This window comes from Bartonella sp. AA86SXKL (assembly GCF_042196885.1).
The window spans coordinates 1-517 of sequence record NZ_JBHIRE010000608.1 but is presented as its reverse complement, the minus strand read 5'-3'; the positions used below and the strand labels follow the sequence as shown (position 1 = coordinate 517).

The following is a 517-nucleotide window of genomic DNA, read 5'->3' as shown; positions in this document are numbered from 1 at the left end:
TGACTCGAGACGTATCTCTGGTGTTCTGCATCAAAATCCCCAAGCTTTGCTAGTGAGACAGAATGATCAGCATCATCTGTCTTGATAACGAAAGCCGTTAAGCGGTCATCCATCACAAGGAGTGGTACATCATAGCGTGCCTCTGCCCACCCTAGCTTTGTGCCCTTCATAGAATAAAAGCTTTGCGCTTGAATATCGGCGGTAGGATAGCCGTTTTCGGTTGTCACCAAATCAATCACCAAATCATGGTTCTCATTACCGATTTTGCAAAGATGAAAGTCAATTCCAGTGATTTGCCGTGTTTCATCGGGGGTAAAGACTTGCGCTTGTGGGTCAAATTGCGTCCATATCTTCACTGTTGTGGTGCGCCGCATCACTTTCACATCAATCAGACCTTGACCGGTAAAAAGCCCCGTTGCAATGGTTCCACCTTTTCCCCTTGCCACAACGTTTTTTGTGCCAGCCGTAATATTTTGTGGAATCGTGAAAGCGCCCTCAAGGGTGCCCTTGCTATCGG

1 pseudogene is annotated in these 517 nt (G+C 47.2%); it reads right to left on the bottom strand.

Features of this window, described 5'->3' with window-relative positions:
• A pseudogene (locus tag ACFIO5_RS13540) lies at nt 1-517 on the bottom strand (DUF4815 domain-containing protein); the annotation flags it as partial.